Raw genomic sequence first — 24,288 nt, forward strand, 5'->3', positions numbered from 1 at the left:
GAAGGCGGCGAGAGCGGTGGCGGCCTGACCGGCTACATCGTCCACCACCTGACCCACAACGTGGTCTACGTTGCGGGCCAGAAGCTGCATTTCGACTCGTGGGTCGTTGCGCTGCTGCTGGGCCTGCTGGGCTGCTTCCTGCTGTGGACGCAGGCGCGCAAGGCGACCGCCGGCGTGCCGTCCAAGCCGCAGGCCTTCGTGGAACTGGTGGTCGAGTTCGTCGACTCCCAGGTCAAGGACACCTTCCATGGCGACCGTCGCTTCATCGCGCCGCTGGCGCTGACCATCTTCGTCTGGGTGTTCTTCATGAACGCCATGGACTTGCTGCCGCTCGACCTGCCGGCAGGCGTGGTCACCGCGGTCGCAGGCCCGGAAGCCGCGCACCACACCTACCTGCGCTGGGTGCCGACCGCCGACGTGAACACCACGTTCGCGATGTCGATCACCGTGTTCTTCCTCATCATCTTCTATTCGATCAAGGCCAAGGGCGGCTGGGGCTTCACCAAGGAGCTGTTCACCGCGCCGTTCCACGCCGAGGGCGCTTTCGCCAAGACCGTGCTGGCGATCCCGAACCTGTTCCTGAACCTGGTCGAGTACCTGTCCAAGCCGGTCAGCCTGGGCATGCGACTGTTCGGCAACATGTACGCCGGCGAGCTGGTGTTCATGCTGATCGCAGGCCTGTTCATGTCGTGGATCACCTTCCCGTTCGGCGTGATCGCCAACTCGGTGTGGGCGATCTTCCACATCCTGATCATCCTGCTGCAGGCCTTCATCTTCATGGTGCTGACCGTCGTGTACCTCGCGATGGCGCACGAGCACCACTGATCCACGTTCCACCCTTTCCTTCGTTCCATCACTTTTCACAGCTAGTCAGAAAACCGGAGATCCACCATGGAAGCACTTGCCAACGTCCAGGCCTTCACCGCCGTCGCCATCGGCATCATCGTCGGCCTGGGTGCGCTCGGCGCCGCCCTCGGCATCGGCGTCATGGGCTCGAAGTTCCTTGAATCCGCTGCCCGCCAGCCGGAACTGGTCCCGATGCTGCAGGGCCGCATGTTCCTGCTCGCCGGCCTGATCGACGCGGCGTTCCTGATCGGCGTCGGCGTGGCGATGATGTTCGCGTTCGCGAACCCGCTGCTGGCCGCCGTCCAGGCCGCCACCGGCGCCTAAGCGGTACCGCGTTGCGATGCGCGCGACGGGTGTCGCGCGCATCGGTTCCATCGTGCCGCGGCATGCCGCCGTGGCGCAGTCTTGAACGCCTCGTCCTGACGGGCGCGTTCGAATCGCAAGGTACGACATGAATCCGACCTTCATGACATTGCTGGGCCAGATGATCACGTTCGCGATCCTGATCTGGTTCACCGTCAAGTTCATCTGGCCGCCGCTGATGTCGGCGATCGAAGAACGCCAGCAGAAGATCGCCGAAGGCCTGGCCGCGGCGGACAACGCGCAGAAGAACCTGGCGCAGGCGCAGGACAAGGTCAACGAAGAGCTCAAGGCCGCGCGCAGCAAGGCCAACGAGATCATCGACCAGGCCCACCAGCGCGCCAACCAGCTGATCGACGCGGCCAAGGCCGATGCGATCGCCGAGGGCAACCGCCAGCGTGCGCTGGCCGAGGCCGAGATCATCGCTGCCGCCAACCGCGCCAAGGAAGACCTGCGCAAGCAGGTGTCCCTGCTCGCCGTGTCCGGTGCCGAGAAGCTGCTGAAGCGCGAGATCAATGCCAACGACCAGAAGGCACTGATCGACGAGCTGGCCGCGCAGCTGTAAGGACCGGACGATGAGCCAGGCCCTGACCCTCGCACGCCCCTACGCCCGCGCCGCGTTTTCGTTGGCGCGCGATGCCGGTGCGCTGCCCGCATGGTCGGACGCGCTCGCGTTCGCCGCGCGGGTGGCCGCCGACCCGCAGGTCGCGGACTTGCTCGGCAACCCGAAGCTGACCCAGGCGGATGCCGCCACCTTGCTCGCCCCGGAAGGCGCGAACGAGTTGTTCGGCAACTTCCTCGGCCTGCTGTTCGAGAATCGCCGCCTGTCGCTGCTGCCGGAAATCGCCGGCCTGTACGACGAGCTGCGTTTCGAAGCCGAACGCGTGGTCAAGGCGAAGATCACCTCCGCCGTGGCCCTGCCGGCCAGCGAACTCGAGACCATCAAGGCCGCGCTGAAGAAGCGTTTCGGCCGTGAGGTCGAGATCGAGACCTCGGTCGATGCCGGCCTGATCGGCGGCGCGGTGATCGATGCCGGCGACGTCGTGATCGACGGCTCGGTCAAGGGCAAGCTGGGCCGCCTCGAAACGGCGCTTTCGCACTAATTCGTTCGTAGAAACTTTTTATTGAATCCGGTCGGCGGCAACGCCGGCACCAAGGAAACCAAGATGGCCACCACCACGCTCAACCCGTCCGAAATCAGCGAACTGATCAAGACCCGCATCGAGAAGGTCAAGCTTTCCGCCGAAGCGCGCAACGAAGGTACCGTGACCTCGGTGTCCGACGGCATCGTGCGCATCCACGGCCTGGCCGACGTGATGCAGGGCGAAATGATCGAGCTGCCGGGCAACACCTTCGCCCTGGCGCTGAACCTGGAGCGCGACTCGGTCGGCGCCGTGGTGCTGGGCGACTACGAGACCCTGCGCGAAGGCGACGTGGCCAAGACCACCGGCCAGATCCTGTCGGTGCCGACCGGCCCCGAACTGCTGGGCCGCGTGGTCAACGCGCTGGGCGAAGCGATCGACGGCAAGGGCCCGATCGAAGCCAAGACCCATGCGCCGGTGGAATGCATCGCCCCGGGCGTGATCTGGCGCAAGTCGGTCAGCCAGCCGGTGCAGACCGGTTACAAGTCGGTCGACAGCATGATCCCGATCGGCCGTGGCCAGCGCGAGCTGATCATCGGCGACCGCCAGACCGGCAAGACCGCGCTCGCCATCGACGCGATCATCAACCAGAAGCACAGCGGCATTAAGTGCGTGTACGTGGCCATCGGCCAGAAGAACTCGACGATTGCCAATATCGTGCGCAAGCTCGAAGAGCACGGCGCGATGGCCTACACCACCGTGGTCGCCGCTTCGGCGTCCGAGTCGGCTGCGATGCAGTACATCAGCGCCTACTCCGGCTGCACCATGGGCGAGTACTTCCGCGACCGCGGCGAAGACGCGCTGATCATCTACGACGACCTGTCCAAGCAGGCCGTGGCCTACCGCCAGATCTCCCTGCTGCTGCGCCGCCCGCCGGGCCGCGAAGCCTACCCGGGCGACGTGTTCTACCTGCACTCCCGCCTGCTGGAACGCGCCGCTCGCGTGTCCGAGGACTACGTGGAGAAGTTCACCAATGGCGCGGTGAAGGGCAAGACCGGTTCGCTGACCGCGCTGCCGATCATCGAAACCCAGGCCGGCGACGTGTCCGCGTTCGTGCCGACCAACGTGATCTCGATCACCGACGGCCAGATCTTCCTGGAAACCGACCTGTTCAACGCCGGCATCCGTCCGGCCGTGAACGCCGGTATCTCGGTGTCGCGCGTGGGTGGTGCGGCCCAGACCAAGATCATGAAGAAGCTGTCCGGCGGCATCCGCATCGCGCTGGCGCAGTACCGTGAGCTGGCGGCATTCGCGCAGTTCGCCTCCGACCTGGACGACGCGACCCGCAAGCAGCTGGAACGCGGCCAGCGCGTGACCGAGCTGATGAAGCAGAAGCAGTACGCGCCGATGTCGGTGGCCGAGCAGGCGCTGTCGATCTACGCGGTGGACAAGGGCTACATGGACAGCGTGCCGGTCGCCAAGATCGGTGCGTTCGAAGACGCGCTGCACGCGCACTTCGCCAACACCGCCGGCGACCTGATGAAGTCGGTTGCCGCCAGCGGCGACTGGAACGACGACATCGAGGCCGCGTTCAAGAAGGGCATCGAAGACTTCGTCGCGACCGGTAGCTGGTAAGCACCGGACGCATCCGCGCGGATCGTTGATCCGCGCCGTCGACACACGAAGAAGAGACGAGCATGGCAGGCGGCAGAGAAATCAAAACCAAGATCAAGAGCGTACAGAACACCCGCAAGGTGACGCGCGCGCTCGAAATGGTCTCGGCCTCCAAGATCCGCAAGGCGCAGGACCGGATGAAGGCCTCGCGTCCGTACGCACGGGCGATGAAGCAGCTGATCGGCCACCTGGCGCAGGCGAATTCCGAGTATCGCCACCCGTACCTGGTCGAGCGTGCGGAGATCAAGCGCGTCGGCTACGTGATCGTGTCCTCGGACCGCGGCCTGGCCGGCGGTCTGAACAACAACATGTTCCGCAAGTTGCTGGGCGAGTTCCGCCAGTGGCAGGAAAAGGGCGTCGAAGTCGACGTGGTCACCATCGGCCAGAAGGCCTCGGTGTTCTTCCGCCGGATCAAGGTCGACATGCTGGCCTCGGTCACCCACCTGGGCGACGTGCCGCACGTCGAGCAGCTGGTCGGCGTGATCAAGGTGATGCTGGACGCGTACACCGCGGGCAAGGTCGACAAGGTGTTCCTGTCGTACAACGACTTCGTCAACACCATGACCCAGCGCGCGATGTTCGACCAGTTGCTGCCGCTGCCGGCGGCGGAGACCCAGGTCGCCAAGCACGACTGGGACTACCTGTACGAGCCGGACGCGGAGTCCGTGCTGGACCACGTGCTGACCCGTTACGTGGAATCGCTGGTGTACCAGGCGGTGCTGGAGAACGTGGCCTCCGAACATGCCGCGCGCATGGTCGCGATGAAGTCCGCGAGCGACAACGCCACCAAGATGATCGACACCCTGAACCTGATCTACAACAAGGCGCGTCAGGCGGCGATCACGCAAGAGATTTCGGAAATCGTGGGCGGTGCCGCCGCGGTGTAAACCGCAGCGCAACGCTTGACCATTACAGATACAGAGTTACTACGAGGCTAGGCAATGAACCAGGGCAAGATCGTTCAGATCATCGGCGCAGTCGTCGACGTCGAATTCCCGCGCGAGAGCGTGCCGAAGGTGTACGACGCGCTGAAGGTGCAGAACACCGACATCACGCTGGAAGTGCAGCAGCAGCTGGGCGACGGCGTGGTGCGTTGCATCGCGCTGGGTTCCACCGACGGCCTGAAGCGCAACCTGATCGCCGACAACACCGGCCGTGCGATCTCGGTGCCGGTTGGCCTGGGCACCCTCGGCCGCATCATGGACGTGCTGGGCAATCCGATCGACGAAGCCGGTGCAGTCAAGGCCGACACCACCTGGGAAATCCACCGTGCGGCGCCGTCGTACGAAGACCAGGCCTCGACCACCGAGCTGCTGGAAACCGGCATCAAGGTGATCGACCTGATGTGCCCGTTCGCCAAGGGCGGCAAGGTCGGCCTGTTCGGCGGCGCCGGCGTGGGCAAGACCGTCAACATGATGGAACTGATCAACAACATCGCCACCGAGCACAGCGGCCTGTCGGTGTTCGCCGGCGTGGGTGAGCGCACCCGCGAAGGCAACGACTTCTACCACGAGATGCAGGAATCCGGCGTCGTCAACGTGCAGGAGCCGGAGAAGTCCAAGGTGGCGATGGTCTACGGCCAGATGAACGAGCCGCCGGGAAATCGCCTGCGCGTGGCGCTGACTGGCCTGACCATGGCCGAGTACTTCCGCGACGAAGGTCGTGACGTGCTGCTCTTCGTGGACAACATCTACCGCTACACCCTGGCCGGTACCGAAGTGTCGGCGCTGCTGGGCCGCATGCCGTCGGCGGTGGGTTACCAGCCGACGCTGGCCGAGGAAATGGGCGTGCTGCAGGAGCGCATCACCTCGACCAAGACCGGTTCGATCACCTCGATCCAGGCCGTGTACGTACCCGCGGACGACCTGACCGACCCGTCGCCGGCGACCACCTTCGCCCACTTGGACGCGACCGTGGTGTTGAGCCGTAACATCGCCTCACTCGGCATCTACCCGGCGGTGGATCCGCTCGATTCGACCAGCCGCCAGCTGGACCCGAACGTGATCGGCAACGAGCACTACGAGACCGCCCGCCGCGTCCAGCAGACCTTGCAGAAGTACAAGGAACTGAAGGACATCATCGCGATCCTGGGCATGGACGAGTTGTCGGAAGAAGACAAGCTGGCCGTGGCCCGCGCGCGCAAGATCGAGCGCTTCTTCAGCCAGCCGTTCACCGTGGCCGAAGTGTTCACCGGCTCGCCCGGCAAGTACGTGTCGCTGAAGGACACCATCCGCGGCTTCAAGGGCATCGTGGACGGCGAATACGACCACCTGCCGGAACAGGCGTTCTACATGGTCGGCTCGATCGACGAAGCCGTCGAGAAGGCGAAGAAGCTGGCGGCCTGATCGGCAGCTTCGACCTCTAGCAACCAAGGAATCACGATGGCATCCACCATCCGTTGCGACATCGTCAGCGCCGAAGCCGAGATCTTCCATGGCGAGGCCGAACTGGTCGTCGCCACCGGCGAACTCGGCGAGCTGGGCATCGCGCCCAAGCACGCGCCGCTGATCACCCGCCTCAAGCCGGGCAAGGTCGTGGTGACCGTGCCGGGCGGCGAGAAGCTGGACTTCGCGATCTCCGGCGGCATCCTCGAGGTGCAGCCGACGGTCGTGACCGTGCTGGCCGACACCGCCGTGCGTGCGCAGGACATCGACGAAGCCGCCGTGCGCGCGGCCAAGGAAGAAGCCGAGCGCATCATCGCCCACCGTGGCGAGGCGATGGAAATCGCCGAGGCGCAGCAACGCCTGGCCGAAGTCACCGCGCAGCTGCAGGCGCTGGAGCGTTTGCGCAAGAACCTCAAGCACTGAGGTTTCACGCAAATCGTTGCATCGAAAACGCCGGCGAAAGCCGGCGTTTTTGTTTCAGGTCGCATGAAAATTCGGGCGGCGAGGGTGCGGGGCGTTCGCGCAGCGGCATTTCGAGGCGCGTAGCGAATGCCCCGCACCCTCGCCGCGGCGATCAAGCCGCTTTTTTGTAAACCCAGTGCCGCGACAACAGGAAGCCGATGCCGCCGGTCAGCAAGTCCGCACCCGGCTTGAGCAGCTGCGCTGCGCGCAGGCCGAACATATCGTCCAGGTGGGCGACGATCCAGGTGTTCAGCACGGTCAGCGCGATCCACATGGCGATGAAGCGCACGACCGCATGCCGCCCGACGTGGGTGTCGTCGCCGGCGAACGTCCATTTGCCGTTGAGCCAGAAGCCCAGGCAAGCGCCCGCCAGACGGCCGATCACGTTCGCCGGCTCCACCGGCATGACCCACTGGCTCAGCACCAGCATCAGCCCGTACTCGACCAGCCATTGCACGATGCCGATGACGGCGTAGGAGGTGGCGTGTCGTCGCAGGGTCATGGCTGCGCATTGTCCGGGATGCGCCACCATTGCGCATCGCCTGCGGTTCCGGCCAGCGTCGCGCCGCTGCGTTGCATTCCGGCTCGCTGCGCCGCGGTCAGCGTATTAGGCTTGAGGATGACGTGCGCAATGCGGTTGTCGTGCAGCAATCGTGTCCAGGCCTCCCCGCTTGCATCGCCATCGGCGCGGATGCCTGCGGCCTGCCAACGCGGCGAATACCACAGCATGTTGCGACCACGTTGGCCGAGTTCGGCCAGCGCAACGCCGGTTCCCGGCATCAGCAAGACCTTGCCTTCGCGGGCGGCGGCATCGTGCAAGCGCGCGGCCAATGCGCGCTCGGGCACATAGCGTTCGAACAAGGGGGCATCGTGACCGCCGGCCACGATGACGCGCTTCAACGCGCCGGTGCGCAGCAGCCAATTGGCATTGGTGGCGAAGGCCAGGTTCAGCACGCACAAAGCCCAGAACGCGGCGGTGGCGCCTCGTATCGCGGGGTAGGCGACGACGAGTGCGGGTATCGCCAGCGCCAGCGCCGGCTGCAGGTAACGCGCATATTGCAACGGCAGCAGCGGCAGCAAGATGCCGATGCCGGCAACGATCGCCAGTGCCCGCGTGCGCACATTGCGCAAGGCCAGCACGAACACGCCAGCCAACGCGACCAGCACAAAACCGAAGCCGCCATCGAACGACTCGAAATAGTGTTCGGTATCGAAACTGATGTCCCACAGCACGTCGGCATCCAGGCCGCCTTGCCAGCGGCCATCGTTGAAGTCGGTCGTGGCGAAATACGGCGAGCGGAAGGTCGCGTTGAGCAGAGGCAGGAACGGATTGCCAGCGATCGACCAGGCGTAGAAGTAGCTCGATCCGCCGATGACGATTGCGACCAGCGCAGCCGGTACCAGCCAGCGCCAGCGGATATGCGCGCGATGCCGCCACGCCGCCCATGCGAGCAGCGGCAACGCGACCGCGGCATGCATGGTCTTCAGGCCGCACAGCGCACCGAACAGAACCGCGCCGGCGAATAGGCCACGCAATGAGGCCGTGCCGCCGTCACGCAACACCAGCCAGGCCAATGCCGGCAGCAGGGCCATTGCCGGCAATTCGGTCTGCATCCCGCCGACCAGATTCATGCTCATCGGCAGGCTGCCCAGCAACGCGACGGCCCACCAGCGGCGGGTGGCGTCGCCGCCCAATGCGGTCGTCAGCGCGAACACCGCGCCTGCCGCGATCGCCAGCCACAACGCATCCAACGCGCCACGCGCCTCGCTAGCCGCCAGTACCTGGGCCACGCCATGAAGGACATCGCCACCCCAGGGTGCGAGCGCCCACACCTGCAGGGTCGGATCCATTGCGTACCGCGCGGTGTCCTGCAATTGCCAGGGCAGGCCGAGGTGGTAGGCCACGTCGTCGTACTGCATCGTCGGCAGCCACGCACCGGTGCTGGCCAGGCCAAGCAACAGGAGTGCTGCCGTGGACGCGCGCGGTGCGGCGCGCGCCGTGTCATCGAACTGTCGCCACGCGATGCGACAGGCGTCGACAATCGCGGTACGCCGCCAGGCAATCAAGCCGACGCAAGCCACTGCGTACGCTGCGCGATGATGGATCGGGAAGGGCAGCAACCAACCCAGCGTGCCGGCGATCAGCGCCAGGCCCAACGGCAGGGCGATCGGGCCGGCGATCAGCAGGCTGCCGATGGCGATGGCGGCGGCGGCAAGCAACGCCACTGCCAGCATCGGCATGGGGCCGGCGAATACGGTGAGTGCGGCCAGCCACACCGCCGCCAATGCCGCGGCGCGCTGCCAACCCAGCCAGCGCTGCAACGGCCATGCCGCCGCCATCGCCAGCAAAGCCAGCAATACGTGTTCGAAGAAGCGGGGGAACGGCAACGCCTCCCACATCCGGTGCGCGACCAGGCCGATGGCGCATGCGGCCATGCCGGCCCATAGCAGGAACGCGGGCGCCTCGCGGGAAGCACGGGAAGAAAACGACATGCAGTGAATGCTAGGGCATGCGGCGGCGGCGTCAATTGCATGCACTCGCCGCATGCAGCGCAGCGGCTAGAATCCGGGCATTCGCCACTGGAATCCGCCATGACCGCACCACTCCACGTCGTGATCCTCGCCGCCGGCGAGGGCAAGCGCATGAAATCCGCGGTGCCGAAGGTGCTGCAGAAGATCGCCGGGAGGCCGATGCTGGCGCAGGTGATCGATACCGCCCGCGCGCTGCAGCCGGCCGGCATCCACGTGGTCTATGGGCATGGCGGCGATGCAGTGCGCGCCGCATTCGCGGAGCAGGCCGACCTGCACTGGGCCGAACAGGCGCACCAGCTCGGCACCGGCCACGCGGTGCAACAGGCGATGCCGAACGTGCCCGACGACGTGCGCGTGCTGGTGCTGTATGGCGATGTGCCGCTGATCACGTCGCATTCGCTGCAACGCCTGCTCGATGCGCCTGGCCGCTTGGCGGTGCTCGCTGCCGAATTGCCGGATCCCGCCGGTTACGGCCGCATCCTGCGCGACCCGGAAGGCCGTGTCGCTGCCATCGTCGAACACAAGGATGCCAACGACGAGCAACGCCGCATCCACCTGGTCAATACGGGGGTGATCGCCGCGGATTCGACCGCGCTCAAGCGCTGGCTCGTGCAGTTGCGCAACGACAACGCGCAGGGCGAGTACTACCTGACCGACGTGTTCGCCGAAGCAGCGGACGAATATTCTGCGGCGGAGATCGTGGTGGTGGCCGATCCGTTGGAAACCGAGGGCGCCAACGATCCCTGGCAGCTGGCTCAGCTCGAGCGTGCGCTACAGCTGCGGCAGGCGCGTGCATTGTGCGTCGATGGTGCGCGTCTCGCCGATCCGGCGCGCATTGATATCCGCGGCAAGGTGACGGTCGGGCGCGATGTCGAGATCGACGTCGATGTCATCTTCGAAGGCGAGGTTTCGCTGGCCGACGGCGTGCGTATCGGCCCGTTCTGCCGGATCAAGGACGCGTCGCTGGCAGTAGGCACCGAGGTGCGCGCGCATTGCGACATCGACGGCGCGCGCACCGAAGGTGCGGTGATGATCGGCCCATATGCGCGGCTGCGCCCGGGCACCGTGCTGGCCGATGGCGCCCATATCGGCAATTTCGTCGAAACCAAGAATGCGCAGATCGGCGTCGGCAGCAAGGCCAACCACCTGAGCTACCTGGGCGATGCGGTCGTGGGGGCGGGCGTCAATATCGGTGCCGGTACCATCACCTGCAACTACGATGGCGTGAACAAGTCGACCACGACCATCGAGGACGGCGCCTTCATCGGCTCCAATTCCTCGCTGGTGGCACCGGTCACGGTGGGCGCGGCGGCCACCATCGGTGCGGGATCGACCCTCACCAAGAATGCAGCGGCCGGCAAGTTGACCGTGGCGCGCGCGAAGCAGGTCACGCTGGAGGGTTGGCAGCGGCCGGTGAAGAAGCCAAAAGCCTGAACCTAGCCGGCTTGGCACCTCCTGACTTCACGCATGGACGGTAAACTGGCGGCCTGTTCTCGAGGATGAACGCGCATGTGTGGAATCGTCGGCGCCATCGCCAACCGTGACGTGGTCCCGTTGCTCGTCGATGGCCTGAAGCGGCTGGAATACCGCGGCTACGATTCGTCCGGCATCGCCGTGGTCGCGAATGACGATGTGCGTCGTGTCCGCCGCACCGGTCGCGTCGCCGAAATGGAATCCGCCGCGCTGGCCGAAACCTTCAATGCCACCCTCGGCATCGGCCATACCCGCTGGGCGACCCACGGCGGCGTCACTGAATCCAACGCGCATCCGCACATCAGCCATGGCGAACTGGCGCTGGTGCACAACGGCATCATCGAGAACCACGAACAGCAGCGCGAGCGCCTGCGTGCGCTGGGCTACGAATTCGAATCGCAGACCGATACCGAAGTCGTCGCCCACCTGATCCATCACTACCGAGCGCAGGGGCTGGGCCTGCTCGGCGCATTGCAGAAGGCGGTGAAGGAACTCGACGGCGCCTACGCGCTGGCGGTGATCGACAAGCGCGATCCATCGACCATGGTCGCCGCGCGCATGGGCTGCCCGCTGCTGGTGGGCCTGGGCGAAGGCGAGAACTTCGTTGCCTCGGATGTCTCCGCAATCGTCAGCGCCACCCGCCGGGTGATCTTCCTGGAAGAGGGCGACACCGCCGAGCTCACCCGTACCGGCGTGAACGTGTTCGATGCCGATGATGCTGCGGTCGAACGCGATGTGCACGTCTCCGACGTGTCGCTGGCGTCGCTGGAGCTGGGCCCGTACCGCCACTTCATGCAGAAGGAAATCCACGAACAGCCGCGCGCCATCGCCGACACCATCGAAGGCATCGTCGATGCCGGCGGTTTCGACCCGGCGTTGTTCGGCGCGAACGCCGCCGATCTGCTGCGCGATGTCGAATCCGTGCAGATCCTCGCCTGCGGCACCAGCTATTACGCGGGGTTGACGGCGCGTTACTGGCTGGAGGACATCGCCGGCATTCCATGCGCGGTCGACATCGCCAGCGAATACCGCTACCGCAAGGTCGTGGCCAATCCGAAGCAGCTGATCGTCACCATCTCGCAGTCCGGCGAAACCCTGGACACGATGGAGGCGCTGAAATACGCCAAGTCGCTGGGCCAGGACAAGACGCTGTCGATCTGCAACGTGCCGGAAAGTGCGATTCCGCGCGCCAGCAAGCTGGTGTTCTACACCCGCGCCGGCGCCGAGATCGGCGTGGCCTCGACCAAGGCCTTCACCACTCAGCTGGTGGCGTTGTTCGCGCTGACCGGCGTGCTGGCGAAGCTGCGCGGCCGCATCGACGATGCGCAGGAAGCCGAGTACCTGGAAGAATTGCGCCACCTGCCGGGCAGCGTGCAGCACGCACTCAATCTGGAGCCGCAGGTTGCCGTGTGGGCGGAGAAATTCGCGCCCAAGCAGCACGCGTTGTTCCTCGGTCGCGGGCGGCATTACCCGATCGCGCTGGAAGGCGCGCTCAAGCTCAAGGAAATTTCGTATATCCACGCCGAGGCGTATCCGGCCGGTGAGCTCAAGCACGGCCCGCTGGCGCTGGTGGACGAGGCGATGCCGGTGGTGGTGATCGCGCCGAACGATGCGTTGTTGGAAAAAGTGAAATCCAACATCCAGGAAGTGCGTGCGCGCGGCGGCGAGATGTTCGTGTTCGCCGATGCCGACAGCCACTTCGGCGAGTCCGAGCAGGTGCACGTGATCCGCACCCCGCGCCACATCGGCACGCTCAGCCCGGTGGTGCATACCATCCCCGTGCAGCTGCTGGCCTACCACACGGCACTCGCGCGCGGCACCGACGTGGACAAGCCCAGGAACCTCGCGAAAAGCGTGACCGTCGAGTAACGCTGCGGCGGCGCGGCGTGCACTTTTGGGGTATGACATTAAAGTTGGTATATAAACCAAAATAGTTCAGATAGCGGACAAAATAGTTGAGATACTCGTGCTAGCCTCGCTTTTAAGGCGTAAGGAGAGCGCGAATGGGTCAATTCAAATGGACTGACCGCCAGATCAGAGAGGGCCGGGGACAAGGTACCGGCGAGCACTACCTCCCTTGGATCCACGTGCGGGACTTCTCCTCGAAGGGGAAGGCGAGCCGGTTCAAGAGCTGGAAGAGCGGGCGGACGATCCAATGCTTCTCGGACATCGAGACGGCGTTCGCCTACCTGCTCGAGTGGTCGGACGCCATCGTCGACTACTACGAGCAGTTCCCCCTGCTACCACTCGAAGAAACCATCGAGCTGGCAGATCGCCTGGGTGTTCGGATCCCTGTGGCTAATGGTGAGCCGCGGGTGAGGACTACCGACTTTGTGATCGACTTCCAGGCGGAGGGCCAACTCCTCCGCCGAGCGCGCTCGATCAAGCCTGCGAAAGAGCTGAGTGTCCGAGCCAAGGTGCTGGCTCTGGAGCTGGAGCGGCAGTTCTGGGCGGTTAGGAGTACTGACTGGGCAATCATCACCGAAAACGAAATTCCTTGGCCAATGGCCAAGAACATCGAGTGGGTTCATAGCGCCAGAACGCTCGACGATCACGAGCATATCGCCACGCTTCCCTTGGCCGACATTCTGCCAGTGCTTCGCATCGCCCTAGATGCACAAGATCAGCCCTTAGCCATCGCCTGCCTGGAAGTGGATCGCAAGCTCGGACTTGAACTTGGCACGTCCTTGTTTCTGGTGAGGCACCAGTTGGCGACAAAGGCTTGGCGCATCGATATGCACCAGGCCATTAAGACGCAGGATGTGCTGAGGCTTCATCCCGCTGAATCTGCAGACGAGTGCCTTGAGCGGGGTGTGGCATGAGCTCGCTGCCGGCAATAGGCATGGTCGTCCAAAGGGCTGCCTCTAAACAGGGGCCAGTGCGTCGTGAACGGATCTTGTGGCTGGATCGCGCGCATGACACTGCGGCAACGATTGCCCTCGATGACGAAAAGGCCGTCCCTGAATTGATCTCAGCAAAGGAACTGGATCGGCTCTGGGTTAAGGGGACGCTGACGCTTTCCATCGATGAGTTCGCCCATCTGGTGACTGCTGACGTCAAGCATAAGGGCCGACGCGATAAGAACTGGCGGGCCATCAAAGCAATTGTCTCGGACGAACCGAAATGCTTTGACCGCGTTTTTCGTGCCTCGATGTTGACCGCTGCTGAGAAGACCAGCGAACGTAGCCGGAACACTTTGATTCGCGATCTGCGGCGTTATTGGCAAAGCGGTAAACAGAAAAATGCTTTAGCCACGAACTACGATCGGTCTGGCGCCGGCGGGGAACGACGAATTTCTGAAAATGGAAAGAAGCCAGGTCGAGCTTCGGTCCTGGAACGCCATGGTCATGTCGAACGAGGTCCGGCGGTAACACCGGAGACTGCCAAGCTGTTTGATATGTATCTCAAGAAATACGTCTTGAAGCTGAATCCGCAGTCGCTTCCGTATGCATTCGGAAAGCTGATCGAGGAGAAATACAGCACGACAAAACGGAGTAAAAGCGGTCGGTTGGTTACCGAGCCACTCCCTCTGGATCGTCGACCCACACTGCGACAATTCCGGTACTACGCGAAGAAAGAGCACGGCATCAGCGCGGTCAAGAAAGCGCAAGATGGTGTTGAGGCCTATGAACAAACCATGCGCCCTGTGCTTGGCAACAGCAGCCTCGTCATGGGGCCTGGCTCGGTGTTCCAGATCGATGCGACCGAGACTGATACCCACATGGTGAATTCGATCATGCGGGAGCGCCCGATCGGCCGGGCGACGCACTACTTCATGACCGATGCCTTCTCGGGACTGATTGGCGGCATGCATGCGGGCATCGAGTCGCCAAGCGTGTTGATGGTGCGTCAAACGCTGGCGAATACCGCCCAGTCCAAGGTCTCGTTCTGCGAGCGGTACGAGATTCCGATTGAAGATAAGGAATGGCCGTGCAGGCACTTTCCGGAATCCATCATTGCGGATCGGGGTGAGATCATCGCGAAATCAGCGGATGCCGTGGTGGATGAGCACAACCTCAAGATCACCAATCTCCCCGCGTTCCGGCCGGACTGGAAGCCCTTCGTGGAAGGGAACTTCGCCTTGGCGAACCATGTACTCCATACGCTTCCCGGGGCAATTCGCCGTACCCGCAATGAAATTCGGAAGAAGGATCCGCGGCTGGAGGCGCAACTGGATATCTTTGGGATCAATCAGATTCTCATTCAGTTTGTCCTGTACTACAACCCGTTCCATATCCTGGAGAGCCATCCGTTTGACCTCTTCGAGATTCAGCACAACATAAAGCCTCGTCCACTCGATCTATGGCAGTGGGGTGTCCTGCATCGGAGCGGCGCGCTCCGTGTGAAGTCGGAAGATGCTATCCGCATGCTGTTGTTGGAGCGCGGGGAGGCGACCGTGACGGGACATGGGTTGCGTTTTCTGGAGGCAGACTACGATTGTTCGCTGGCGCATGAGCTCGAGTGGTTCCAGAAGGCGCGCACTCAGGGACATTGGAAAGTGCAGATTTGCTTTGACCGGCGCAACCTGGAGTTCATTTATTTGCTGCCGGAAGGCCGTAGGCCGCTGATCGCGTGCCCCATCCTTCGTCGCGACGAGCAGATGATTGGCCTGTCGCTCGAGGACATTCAGGATTATCAGAAATTCCTCGAATATCGCGATGCTCTCATGCGTGAGGAGCAGCTCGCCGGGAAGGTGAACCTCCATGCGCGCGTAGAGGACGTCGTCGAAGAGCAGCGCAAGCGTACGCGTGATCGCAAGAAAGACACGCCGCCGGTATCCAAGTCCGCGGCCACGCAGGGTGTGCGGGACTCTCGCAATGAGGAACGCGCGCGGCAGAACGCCAAGGTTCACGAGGGTGTTCAGGGGACGTCACCGGCGGCGGCTCCTTCCAATACGCAGGCCACTCAGCCGAAGGCCTCGGCTTCCACTACATCCTTGTCCGACTTTCGCGAATCGCGCGGGCTCAAGCTGCTGCGGGAGCGGCGGCAGGGAAAGTGAGATTGTTCTTATTTCCCGGCTTTGCGGTCGACGTGATCCAGCTGATGGCGGATATAACGCACACAGCCTTCTAGCCAAGCAACTACTGCCGCTTCATCTGCAAGCACCTGATACGGACCTGTCGATGGTATGCGGTGCCAGTCGGTGACCATTGCGTAGTGGAAATGACCGAAGGTGCCGTTACCTGCGGGTTTTGGCCGTGCGTCGGCAAGGAACTCTTCAAACCCCGGTATCGCCTCGACGACTTCGTCGAACATCGGGAGCTCGGCGACGCCGGCGGCACTTAGGACATGCCAGTGTGGTTGCGCGTGCCCCGAATCGGTTTCGGCTTCATGGATCTGCCACTCGGCGCGCAGCACGTGTTCCTTCTGGGGTGTCGACGGGTCGCCCTGGAGAAGACCGATGGAGATGTGATTTACGCGCCAGTATTTATCGGCAATGAAGTGCAGATCGATGGCGATATGCAGCCATCGATTCCCGTCTGGAAGCGGAAGTACGGGGCGATTCTCCCCTCGCACTTCCGCTTCGGCTGGCGGCGTGGTGAAGAAATACAGCGACGTCGTGCCTCGGAATCGCCGAGACTGGTGCTCAACATGATGCAATCCAAGCACCCCTTTCAGGGCCTGTGCGCACTTGCGTCCAAGGCTGTCGTCCGAAGCCACGATGCACTGCGGTGCGGGAGACGCCCGGGTTGCACGTTGCCGCTTCTTCTCGGCGCGTCCCATGGGTCAGGCCTGCAATTTCAGTCCGTACGCCTGATAGACCGCGCGCGTCCATAGATCACGATCGGGCGACTCACCGCTATTCAGTGCGCTACCCATCCCGATGAGAGTTTCGGTGATTGGCGCGTCCGGCAGCAGCTTCGGTAGGGGTAGTTGATTGACGTAGCGCTCGGACAAATTCCATTGCCCACCCGACAGGTTATTGGACACACCCGACAGCAAGATATCGGTCAGCGGGTGGTTCAAGAGCGCCACGTAGGCCTCTTCGCAGCCCGCAATCTCCGCCGTCTTGGGCGCCCATCCATAGCCCTGGATGGGGATATAGCGCCCGTCTGGATCCCACGCGAATGAACCGGAACCACCGAAATAGGTGGAAAGGATCTTGGGGCCGACGGCATCGAGCCTTTGCCGCGGCAGGGAAAGCACCCACCACTGGTCCGGCTTGATCCGAGAACGCTTGCGCAAGGCCACCTTGTTCGGCAGCAGGCGATCGGCAGCGAAGACCTTCAGCTTTTTGAGCAGCATCTCTTCGGAGTCGATTTCCAACCCTTTGCCATGGGGGTAGAAGACATAGGTGGTGTCGTTCAATACGCCGTCGACGATTGAGTTGTTCACCACTGCAGGACGGAAATACTTGCGCTCGCCCTTGGGCAGGTTTTCGGCGTACTCGCGGCTCACCAGGTACACGCTATTCAGGCCAGTAATGGTGCCTTGAGAGACATCGAATAGCGTTTTCGCGAGCGGAAGCCCGTGAATCTCCTGAAGCAGTCGGTAAGCGGTGTAGGAGCGCGGCGCCCAACTGCGGCCATCCTGTCCCAAATGCTCCGCAGCGTAGACGCTGAAGTCGCCGTTGTCGGCCACATATCCTTTGACGGTTTGAGGCGTGATCGAACGCAAGCGCCGCAAGGCACGTGCCGACGAGTCCGCCTTGTGGTTCGACCACACGGCCAGCGGCGGCCGGTCGAGCTGGCCGCGCACCCCCACATACAGTCCTGCATCCACGACGGCATCGGCGAAGACCGTGTGGCTGCCCAGGCGCGCAATCAGGTGCGGCTTGACCTCTGCGGCAATGGTATTGCGCAGTTCCACGTACGATTCGCCATCCAGCAGTGAAGCAGGCAATACGGCACCGATCACGCCGCCGTTGGGCAGTGCGTTGACCGCGTTGTAGAAGAACGCGCTGGCATAGTCCGGGCGCTTCGATGCAAGTGCTCCCAGGCGATCGGTCAGCCGCTGCTTCTGAGCGTCGCCCATCCCCTGCCAGGAAATGAAGGGCGGATTCATCAGGATCAATCGGGCGCCGATGTTCCAGCTATCAAGCCGGAGTGCGTCCTGCTGCTCAAGCACCACTTCAACATCCAGATTGCTCTGGCTGCGTTCCCAGTCCAGGACGAACCGCGCCATGGCAAGTGCCGCAGGCGAGATGTCCCAGCCCACGAGCTTGACTCGGTGCGTGTGGCCACGCATCTGCAGCTGGCGCAGGGCTTCCCGGAGAAATTCGGCGGAGCCGCATGCCGGATCCAGCACGGTGATATCCGCGTTGATCGGCGGTTGCGCCTTCAGTGCTTCCTCCACCACGGTGCGGACAAGAGGACTGGGCGTGAAGAAAGCGCCGCTTGCGGAATCGCGTCCTACCTTCTTGGCTTCGGACGCACCGAAAAACGACAGCTGCGGGTCCAGTTCGACCAGGTAGTGGGCTTCCTGGAAGAGGCGACCGGAGGCATGGCGCAGCACCAGCGGGATGATGGGCTTGAGCTGATCGCCAGGACGCACGCGAATCATGTCTTCGCGAAGGCCATCGCGCTGCAGATCCGAAAGCGAGCCGGCAAGCTCCTGGGCGCGCGGCAACTTGCTCCAGTCGATCCGCGTAACGGCGCCGTTCTGTCCTTCGTCGGCACTGGCCAGCAGATAGAGGAACGCCTGCAGCGCCTCCGGGCCTGTGACCTGTTCACCCAGCATGGTGCGCACCTGCCGGTAGATCGACATGAAGTGGCTGACGACAGAACTGGTCTTGGACGGCTGCCGTTCTTCAAGGTAGGTCTGGAACTTGACGATGTTGTCGGCAACGAGCCCGCGCGTGTAGGTCTCGGCGGAGGATTGGTCCCAGCGCCAGACGCGCACGGTGTCGCGATCGACTTTCACGTAGTGGCCGACGTCCGCCGACCACGCGCGGTCACGCTCGGCGCCATGGTCGTGTGCATCGCCGGTCAGATCCAGGCAAAAGTTGCCCTTGCCGCCATTGAGGAGCACATGGCGGCGCTCGTTCTGCTGGCCGAACAGCGGAACCGGCATCAGTCCCAGTTGCGTGCGCCAGATATCCAGATTGTCGATGGCGAGTGCGGAGCTCATTTGGACCTCCCTTGAGCAACACCCAGCGGTGGAAAGACGATTTCAGGTTGCGCGGGAGAGGATTCCTCCTCGGACAACCGCTGGCGCAATTGCCGGATGAGGGGCCCCAGAGGGACCGCGATCCGTGTTTGTTGTGCCCAACTGCCTTCTTCGCTGGCGCTGACCAGTTCCATGGTTTGGCCGTCGAACACGAGCACCTTGTCCTCAAGGCCGAACCACGCACCTTGCGAGCAAGCTTTGAAGAATTCGACCGAGTGCGACACGAGTTCCCCCACATTCACGCCCAAGCCATGGATCTGGGTGACGACTTTTAGCGCAAGCAAGTCTCCTGGGCTGAAACAGGGGGCATACCCCTTCTTCCCTTTCAGCGGCGGAAGCTTTTGCCGCCAATAGCGCAAGGTTTCCTCGGTGATTTCCAAGGCTTCCTTGACCTGAGCGGGCGTGTAGCGCATGGGTGGGCACTATACGCCAGTTTAATTCGTTGTTTACAACGAATTAAACCGTTGTATTGTTCAGCTTGGCGAGTCGCTCAGGTGGGAGGGATATTGTTCAGAGTTGCTGGGTCGCTCCAGCGCTAGCCTTGAGGGGGTAACGATCGTGATGGGGAAGGCGATATGACGCCGCAAAAGATCGCGGCAGTAGCGGGTAATCCGCAGGCAGCGGGGCTGAACGGGCCCGTGCGGTTCAATCCATTCGCGTTGACCATTCGACGGCCTCTCACTGAGGAACAGGTGATTGATGAAGTCGCTCGTACGCCCCGCATTTATGAGGGCGAATGCGAGCTGCCGGCGTATGCTCGCCGCGAACTCACGATGCGTCTGGATAACTTCGTAGAGCCGCTGCCGCGATTCTTTGAGCTGGAAAATCGCATTTCGGGAATGATTCGCGCGGGTTACGAGTGCCGCAATCCGCTTCCACTTGGTCTGCAGCGGCAGTTGGTGGAAAAGCAAGGGCTGGATCAGCGCGAATTCATCACTCTTCCGCCTGTCACCTTGGCGCCCGGGCTTTCATTGATCGGCTTCAGTGGCGTCGGCAAGACGACTGCCGTCACCTCGATACTAAACCTGCATTCGCAGTTGCTTACCCATGAGGGCTTCCAAGGCGTGCCATTCCATCGCACGCAATTGGTTTGGGCGCGTGTGGCATGTCCGCCATCGGGCGGAGCACGCACGCTGCTGATGAACATCTTCCAGGAATTTGATCGATTGATGGGGACCGACAATCACCGCCGGTTCGAGAACTCCAGGCGGTCCGGCCCCGAACTGGTTCCCAATCTCGTCGACATCATGAGCACGCTCGGGCTTGGGGTGCTGGTCATCGATGAAATCCAGCGATTGGTCCGCATGGGCAACGAGGAGGCGAGCCTGCTGCTGGATGTCTTCACCCATTTGCGTACCGAAATACATACGCCAGTGATGTTGATCGGTACGCCAAAGGCCATGAGCGTGCTTAATAGTGGGTTCGAGCAGGGGCGACGCAATACGTCACTGGGACACATCGACTGGCAGCCGATGGATAACGACGACACCTGGGCCTTCTTCGTCGAACAGATGTGGAAGCTGCAGTGGCTTTCAAAGCCGACACCACTCACCGAGAAGCTGCAGGACGCACTGTATGAGTGGTCGCAGGGCATCACGGATATCGCCGTCAAGATTTTCAAGATGGCGCAGTACAACGTGATCGGCGCTGACGATGAGAAGCTGACGCCGGAATTGTTCGAGGCCGTGGTGCGTACCGAATTCGCCTGGTTCGTTCCATGGATACCGTATTTGAAGCGCCGCGATCCTGAACTCATGAGTGGCGAGTTTGATCGATTGTTCGAACCCGATACCAGGAAAAATAGGCGAAAGTCGAAAGCGCCTGCTGCGCCGGATTTATCGACTGCACTTCTCCACGCTGGCGTAAAACCCGAAGAACTGCACGATGTGTTGGCAGGATTGAGGCAGCGGCGTGAAGCCGAAACGGCTGCTGCAGCTGGAACTCCAGCGGCCTCGGCGAAGCCCGCCAAAACGCCGAAGAAGAAAAAGGCCCCCGCTCCTGCGGAAACGCCGTCAGGCCTCACCCTGTGGGAGTTGGTGCAACAACAACCACACTTGTCGGGGCATGACGCATTACTTGAAGCCGGCCATGTGCGCTTGCCGGACGCGGTTGGCTTTTGACCGGCAGATTATTGTTCTTTCCGGTCGCCGCACCAGATGAACTGCTATACAGCCTGTTGGCGCGCTATGCGCGCATGGCCGGCGGACTGTCGCCGCGGCAGGCAATGGCGCAGGTGCTTGGATCCGAGAATCGAGCGGCAGCCTGGGATCTTCCATGCCATCTAGGTGTGTTGGCCAAGGCATTGAAAATGCCGGCGACAGATCTGATCGATAGACATACGCTGCTTCCGTATTACGGTTCCGTGCTGTTGCCGGAGCGTCGGCGGATGCTCAAGCAGTGGATGATTGGAAGCCGCCACGGTGGTGATATCCATGTGGCCGCTGGCGTGACTGCTAGCGCCGTAGCGGCCACACATCGACTTCGTTATTGCGCGCAGTGCGTGAAGGATGATGCACAGGAATGGAGTGCGCCTGTCTGGCGGCGTCTGCATCAATGCCCGGGTGTGATCTGGTGTCCGATCCATGCCGGTCCATTGATTGAAAGCGGCGTGGTGCTGTCTGCGCGCAGCCATAAGCACCAGGCCGTTGATCTCCGCGCGGCCATGCGAACCGATGACAAGGAGTTGCGGATTCCTGACACGGAGCGCGCGTCGGCCATTGCCGTGCGATCGCAGGAATTGCTTGCAGGTAAGGGCCCGATCGGCGCAAATGCTTGGCGCCGGCACCACTTGGACTTCATGCGTCGCGGCGGTTGGCTGACATCAGGCGGTCGTGTGCGGTGGGCGTCGTTGCTGCCTGAGGCGCGATCCCGGCTGCCGATGGCGTGGTGGCAATCTCTGGATTTGCGCACCGACATCGAACATTCATCGCATTGGGTCGCCGCGCTGGTGCGCTCACCACGCAAGAGCTCGCACCCCCTCCAGCATCTGATGATGGAGGCGTTGCTGACGGAGCTGACGTCCGACGTACCTGCCAGAAGCGCCTCGAAGCCAAGGCAACGGCGGCGGTTATCTACACCGGTCAAGGCTGAGTCGAAAGTCGTGGCCGCGGATCGGCGAGCGTGGCGCGAACTTGCCGTTGAATTTCCAGCGGTGGGTGCAAAGGTCTGGCGATTGAAGCGCCCCGATCTGTACATGCGGCTCTATCGACACAGCCCGGCCTGGTTACGCGCCTGGAACGCCGTTCGCCGAAAGCCGCAAATGGCTGCTCGTCCAGGCCGCATCGATTGGAAAAGCCTCGACCGACAGCTGACCCGGAAGCTCCCCGCCGCGTTTCGTGTCTTGGTGACCGGCGATCGCAGCAAGCGGTATCGCGTCTCGGTCGCAAGCCTGCAACGGCAACTGCGGCTGACAGGGGTGCATCGCAATCAGTTGGCCAAGTTGCCAAAACTCCGCGCGGCGCTGGGTCGATGGGCGGAAACGCCGGAGCAATTCCTGAAGCGTCGCTTGGCAAACGCCGTGCGGGAATGGGCCTGGCACTATGCGCATGCCCCGGAGCCTTGGCAGCTCCTGCGCTCGGCGGGCGTTCGCTCGCCCTGGTCTGGCGGTGCAAAGGCGCTGGCTCGGTCCGCAATCGCCCTCTACCCTTGGCTACAGCGGCAGTACCAGCAAGTGCCACAGGACGTGCAGGATGCAGATCAAGGATTGGCCCTTGGGCCCACACGCCGAGGCGACATTGGTCGCCGTCGGGTCTCCTGACGCTCGAGACCGTGGGCGGCAATGGCGAACCCATGTCTATTTCGCGGATAGCAAGGGCGAAGTATTCGACTTGAGGTTGCCATGGGGGCTGTTGCCCAAGCTGCGGCCTGGCTCAGTCTTCGTCAACGGCTATCTCACAGGGCATGCCGTGGCACTCGAGACGCTCGATATCGATATCGAAACGCAGCCTCAATTGGTGTCTTGGGCCGAGGCAACGCATGGCGAGCCAGGGTGGATGCTTTTGCAGGCACTGCAGGATGAGTACTGCCTGGCGTTTCAGCTAAAGCGTGGTCGGGTCGTTATCCCTTGCATTCAGGTCTTGCGTGCATTCCATGCGCAAACCAGGATGATTTCGCATGCGCTTCTAAGACCCCTCATTCTTAGCGAACTTGCGAGTGGCGAATTGCGCGGTGACGAAGCGAGGTTGCATATCGCGCCCTTAGTGCCGCAAGGCACGGTGACGAAAGCGTTTGGGCGCTATCTCGCCAAGCTACTCTTTGAGTACCCTTGGGTTGAGTCCTTCTCGGACGTGTTCCATCGTCGATTTGCGGAAGCGCAGCGCCTGCTCATCGACAAGCATGACCGGGTTCCGTTGCAGTGCTTCCCCCCTCGCGCATCCTGGTCACGATGGAAAGTCGCAGGTCACCATCTTGGGTCAGGCGATTTCTTCATCAGCGACCTTTTGGGCACGCTATCCCGCAGCAAGTCGCCTTATCGGACGCTCCTGGTCTTCCATAACAAGAAGGGGCCACCACCCAAGAATCCAGGCATGTCGTTAGCGGTTGATGCGGACGAAGGCGCTAGGAAGGAAAAGCCATCGCGTGCCGGCATCAATCAAGATCCAAAGGGCGTTGGGCAGCCGAAACTGGTGCGTCAACGGGTCATCGAGCACGACGATTCGGATCCTGCACGGGTCTTCGATATTTATTCCAGCAGGAAGCAGGGTGGCGCACACAAGAGCGGTGGTGGTGAGGGTGGCGAGGGCAGATTGCCGCCGCCAGAGGCCCCACTCAGCTTCGATGACGAACGACGGCCGGGTGGAAGAACGAGCGCCGAATTTCTTGGCATTCCAGGACGCGATGCCACGCCGCTGCATTTCGAAATCTTCATCCAGGCATTTCGGGATGCTATCGAATCCCGTCACGGCTGGACGCTGCAATTCAGCATCCAGGCATTGTCTGATCATGTGCCGGCCTGCCAGCCGCCTGACCGGCTGGTCATGTTCGGTCGGCTCAAGACGCCAAATGCGCTCGGGTATCTGATCGAACTAGAGCCATTGGAAGGGCAGACCTCCTATACCTTGGCTGTCGTTCGACGGAATGAACCCGAATCGGCCACGATCAAGGAAATCGGGGCCAAACTCTCCCGATGGTTGACCGGATTCGGTAGATCGGATGTATCTGAATTGCTCAAGGATGACCCTGATTACCAGGTCATGCTGTCGACTCATCGCGACCTAGGGGAACAAAAGTGGGCGCACCGGATCTTGGAAAAGATCGATCCACCGGAGAAAAGGCCGGCATGGACGCGCGGCGTAGCTGGCTGATGATGACAAGCGGATAAATCGCAAGGTAGCCGCAACGGCGAAAGGGCCCCTTCCGTCATTTAG

At 62.5% G+C, this 24,288-nt stretch carries 20 protein-coding genes; 15 read left to right on the forward strand and 5 right to left on the reverse strand.

The window, feature by feature from the left end; genetic code table 11:
* Positions 1 to 24: 24 nt before the first annotated feature.
* The 8 genes from atpB to G7079_RS02795 all read left to right on the forward strand — a co-directional run bounded on the left by atpB (position 25) and on the right by G7079_RS02795 (position 6,769).
* Complete coding sequence (gene atpB, locus G7079_RS02760) at positions 25 to 825, forward strand: F0F1 ATP synthase subunit A (protein WP_240906260.1); 801 nt, start codon at positions 25 to 27, stop codon at positions 823 to 825.
* Positions 826 to 891: 66 nt separating this feature from the next.
* Positions 892 to 1,170: a F0F1 ATP synthase subunit C gene (gene atpE, locus G7079_RS02765; RefSeq protein WP_139716693.1), complete on the forward strand. Its 279-nt coding sequence runs from the start codon at positions 892 to 894 to the stop codon at positions 1,168 to 1,170.
* A gap of 127 nt (positions 1,171 to 1,297) precedes the next feature.
* Positions 1,298 to 1,771 (forward strand): F0F1 ATP synthase subunit B, encoded by a 474-nt coding sequence (locus tag G7079_RS02770; RefSeq protein WP_166055336.1) that lies wholly within the window; start codon positions 1,298 to 1,300, stop codon positions 1,769 to 1,771.
* Positions 1,772 to 1,781: 10 nt separating this feature from the next.
* Positions 1,782 to 2,309 (forward strand): F0F1 ATP synthase subunit delta, encoded by a 528-nt coding sequence (locus G7079_RS02775; RefSeq protein ID WP_166055338.1) that lies wholly within the window; start codon positions 1,782 to 1,784, stop codon positions 2,307 to 2,309.
* A gap of 63 nt (positions 2,310 to 2,372) precedes the next feature.
* Positions 2,373 to 3,923 carry a F0F1 ATP synthase subunit alpha gene (atpA, locus tag G7079_RS02780; RefSeq protein WP_166057816.1) on the forward strand — a complete coding sequence of 517 codons (1,551 nt, stop codon included), beginning with the start codon at positions 2,373 to 2,375 and terminating at the stop codon, positions 3,921 to 3,923.
* A 62-nt stretch (positions 3,924 to 3,985) separates the two neighbouring features.
* Positions 3,986 to 4,849 (forward strand): F0F1 ATP synthase subunit gamma, encoded by an 864-nt coding sequence (gene atpG / locus G7079_RS02785; protein ID WP_166055340.1) that lies wholly within the window; start codon positions 3,986 to 3,988, stop codon positions 4,847 to 4,849.
* A 54-nt stretch (positions 4,850 to 4,903) separates the two neighbouring features.
* Positions 4,904 to 6,307, forward strand: a complete 1,404-nt coding sequence (gene atpD, locus G7079_RS02790; protein ID WP_166055342.1) for a F0F1 ATP synthase subunit beta — start codon at positions 4,904 to 4,906, stop codon at positions 6,305 to 6,307.
* Positions 6,308 to 6,343: 36 nt separating this feature from the next.
* On the forward strand, positions 6,344 to 6,769 hold the full coding sequence (locus tag G7079_RS02795; RefSeq protein WP_166055344.1) for a F0F1 ATP synthase subunit epsilon: 426 nt from the start codon (positions 6,344 to 6,346) through the stop codon (positions 6,767 to 6,769).
* Positions 6,770 to 6,920: 151 nt separating this feature from the next.
* Here G7079_RS02795 and G7079_RS02800 read toward each other — a convergent pair whose 3' ends face one another.
* A complete protein-coding gene (locus tag G7079_RS02800; RefSeq protein WP_166055346.1) occupies positions 6,921 to 7,310 on the reverse strand; it encodes a GtrA family protein in 390 nt (129 codons plus the stop codon).
* Positions 7,307 to 9,301, reverse strand: coding sequence for a hypothetical protein (locus G7079_RS02805; protein WP_166055348.1), 1,995 nt, complete (start codon positions 9,299 to 9,301; stop codon positions 7,307 to 7,309). Before G7079_RS02805 ends, G7079_RS02800 begins: the two co-directional genes overlap by 4 nt.
* A gap of 99 nt (positions 9,302 to 9,400) precedes the next feature.
* Between G7079_RS02805 and glmU the strand changes: the two genes are divergently transcribed.
* The 4 genes from glmU (at position 9,401) to G7079_RS02825 (ending at position 15,812) form a co-directional block, all read left to right on the forward strand.
* Positions 9,401 to 10,774: a bifunctional UDP-N-acetylglucosamine diphosphorylase/glucosamine-1-phosphate N-acetyltransferase GlmU gene (gene glmU / locus G7079_RS02810; protein WP_166055350.1), complete on the forward strand. Its 1,374-nt coding sequence runs from the start codon at positions 9,401 to 9,403 to the stop codon at positions 10,772 to 10,774.
* 75 nt (positions 10,775 to 10,849) lie between these two features.
* On the forward strand, positions 10,850 to 12,682 hold the full coding sequence (glmS, locus tag G7079_RS02815; RefSeq protein ID WP_166055352.1) for a glutamine--fructose-6-phosphate transaminase (isomerizing): 1,833 nt from the start codon (positions 10,850 to 10,852) through the stop codon (positions 12,680 to 12,682).
* 134 nt (positions 12,683 to 12,816) lie between these two features.
* Positions 12,817 to 13,635 (forward strand): TnsA endonuclease C-terminal domain-containing protein, encoded by an 819-nt coding sequence (locus tag G7079_RS02820; RefSeq protein WP_166055354.1) that lies wholly within the window; start codon positions 12,817 to 12,819, stop codon positions 13,633 to 13,635.
* Complete coding sequence (locus G7079_RS02825; RefSeq protein WP_166055356.1) at positions 13,632 to 15,812, forward strand: Mu transposase C-terminal domain-containing protein; 2,181 nt, start codon at positions 13,632 to 13,634, stop codon at positions 15,810 to 15,812. The genes G7079_RS02820 and G7079_RS02825 overlap by 4 nt, the downstream gene beginning before the upstream one ends.
* A gap of 8 nt (positions 15,813 to 15,820) precedes the next feature.
* Here G7079_RS02825 and G7079_RS02830 read toward each other — a convergent pair whose 3' ends face one another.
* The 3 genes from G7079_RS02830 to G7079_RS02840 form a co-directional block, all read right to left on the reverse strand.
* On the reverse strand, positions 15,821 to 16,474 hold the full coding sequence (locus G7079_RS02830; protein ID WP_166055358.1) for a hypothetical protein: 654 nt from the start codon (positions 16,472 to 16,474) through the stop codon (positions 15,821 to 15,823).
* Between the two features lie 66 nt (positions 16,475 to 16,540).
* Positions 16,541 to 18,883 carry an N-6 DNA methylase gene (locus G7079_RS02835; protein WP_166055360.1) on the reverse strand — a complete coding sequence of 781 codons (2,343 nt, stop codon included), beginning with the start codon at positions 18,881 to 18,883 and terminating at the stop codon, positions 16,541 to 16,543.
* The gene (locus tag G7079_RS02840) at positions 18,880 to 19,335 is read right to left on the reverse strand and encodes a MerR family transcriptional regulator (RefSeq protein WP_166055362.1); all 456 of its coding nucleotides are present in this window, start codon (positions 19,333 to 19,335) and stop codon (positions 18,880 to 18,882) included. Before G7079_RS02840 ends, G7079_RS02835 begins: the two co-directional genes overlap by 4 nt.
* A 162-nt stretch (positions 19,336 to 19,497) precedes the next feature.
* Between G7079_RS02840 and G7079_RS02845 the strand changes: the two genes are divergently transcribed.
* The 3 genes from G7079_RS02845 to G7079_RS02855 are packed head-to-tail and all read left to right on the forward strand — an operon-like array spanning position 19,498 to position 24,225.
* Positions 19,498 to 21,042 (forward strand): ATP-binding protein, encoded by a 1,545-nt coding sequence (locus G7079_RS02845; RefSeq protein WP_166055364.1) that lies wholly within the window; start codon positions 19,498 to 19,500, stop codon positions 21,040 to 21,042.
* 11 nt (positions 21,043 to 21,053) lie between these two features.
* Positions 21,054 to 22,679 carry a TnsD family Tn7-like transposition protein gene (locus G7079_RS02850; protein WP_166055366.1) on the forward strand — a complete coding sequence of 542 codons (1,626 nt, stop codon included), beginning with the start codon at positions 21,054 to 21,056 and terminating at the stop codon, positions 22,677 to 22,679.
* A complete protein-coding gene (locus tag G7079_RS02855) occupies positions 22,612 to 24,225 on the forward strand; it encodes a hypothetical protein (protein ID WP_166055368.1) in 1,614 nt (537 codons plus the stop codon). The genes G7079_RS02850 and G7079_RS02855 overlap by 68 nt, the downstream gene beginning before the upstream one ends.
* Positions 24,226 to 24,288: the final 63 nt, after the last annotated feature.

Source organism: Thermomonas sp. HDW16 (genome assembly GCF_011302915.1).
Lineage (GTDB): Bacteria > Pseudomonadota > Gammaproteobacteria > Xanthomonadales > Xanthomonadaceae > Thermomonas.

Bases quoted from the DNA above. Each gene is read 5' to 3' on its own strand.
- atpE (WP_139716693.1), top strand. From the start codon at position 892: ATGGAAGCACTTGCCAACGTCCAGGCCTTCACCGCCGTCGCCATCGGC.
- G7079_RS02770 (WP_166055336.1), top strand. From the start codon at position 1,298: ATGAATCCGACCTTCATGACATTGCTGGGCCAGATGATCACGTTCGCG.
- G7079_RS02775 (WP_166055338.1), top strand. From the start codon at position 1,782: ATGAGCCAGGCCCTGACCCTCGCACGCCCCTACGCCCGCGCCGCGTTT.
- atpA (WP_166057816.1), top strand. From the start codon at position 2,373: ATGGCCACCACCACGCTCAACCCGTCCGAAATCAGCGAACTGATCAAG.
- atpG (WP_166055340.1), top strand. From the start codon at position 3,986: ATGGCAGGCGGCAGAGAAATCAAAACCAAGATCAAGAGCGTACAGAAC.
- atpD (WP_166055342.1), top strand. From the start codon at position 4,904: ATGAACCAGGGCAAGATCGTTCAGATCATCGGCGCAGTCGTCGACGTC.
- G7079_RS02795 (WP_166055344.1), top strand. From the start codon at position 6,344: ATGGCATCCACCATCCGTTGCGACATCGTCAGCGCCGAAGCCGAGATC.
- G7079_RS02800 (WP_166055346.1), bottom strand. From the start codon at position 7,310: ATGACCCTGCGACGACACGCCACCTCCTACGCCGTCATCGGCATCGTG.
- G7079_RS02805 (WP_166055348.1), bottom strand. From the start codon at position 9,301: ATGTCGTTTTCTTCCCGTGCTTCCCGCGAGGCGCCCGCGTTCCTGCTA.
- glmU (WP_166055350.1), top strand. From the start codon at position 9,401: ATGACCGCACCACTCCACGTCGTGATCCTCGCCGCCGGCGAGGGCAAG.
- glmS (WP_166055352.1), top strand. From the start codon at position 10,850: ATGTGTGGAATCGTCGGCGCCATCGCCAACCGTGACGTGGTCCCGTTG.
- G7079_RS02820 (WP_166055354.1), top strand. From the start codon at position 12,817: ATGGGTCAATTCAAATGGACTGACCGCCAGATCAGAGAGGGCCGGGGA.
- G7079_RS02825 (WP_166055356.1), top strand. From the start codon at position 13,632: ATGAGCTCGCTGCCGGCAATAGGCATGGTCGTCCAAAGGGCTGCCTCT.
- G7079_RS02835 (WP_166055360.1), bottom strand. From the start codon at position 18,883: ATGAGCTCCGCACTCGCCATCGACAATCTGGATATCTGGCGCACGCAA.
- G7079_RS02840 (WP_166055362.1), bottom strand. From the start codon at position 19,335: ATGCGCTACACGCCCGCTCAGGTCAAGGAAGCCTTGGAAATCACCGAG.
- G7079_RS02845 (WP_166055364.1), top strand. From the start codon at position 19,498: ATGACGCCGCAAAAGATCGCGGCAGTAGCGGGTAATCCGCAGGCAGCG.
- G7079_RS02855 (WP_166055368.1), top strand. From the start codon at position 22,612: ATGCAGATCAAGGATTGGCCCTTGGGCCCACACGCCGAGGCGACATTG.